At 38.6% G+C, this 254-nt stretch carries 1 protein-coding gene; it reads left to right on the top strand.

The annotated features are described in order from the left end of the window. Positions 1-254: restriction endonuclease (locus tag SB660_RS22215; protein ID WP_410584628.1), on the top strand; the 254-nt coding region annotated here is incomplete at both ends.

The raw sequence follows: 254 nt of genomic DNA, 5'->3' as shown, positions 1-254 counted from the left end.
ATGCAGGCACGGCTATAGGGAGATCTGGAGATGGCGGCATAGATGGAGTTATCAAAGAAGACATTTTAGGGCTGGATATGATTTATCTTCAAGCCAAGAGGTGGAAAGATTCTGTTTCAAGGCCGGAAATACAAAAATTTGCGGGCAGCCTGGATGGGAAAAAAGCGAAAAAGGGTGTGTTTATTACTACATCTGTATTTACTGATGGCGCAAAAGAATATGTTAAAGTGATCGATAAAAAAATTATATTAATT

Origin of the sequence: Bacillus sp. SIMBA_005 (genome assembly GCF_046535585.1) — a bacterium.
Lineage (GTDB): Bacteria > Bacillota > Bacilli > Bacillales > Bacillaceae > Bacillus > Bacillus pumilus.
Note: the sequence above shows the minus strand (reverse complement) of the source record. Positions and strands in the feature narration are given on the sequence as shown.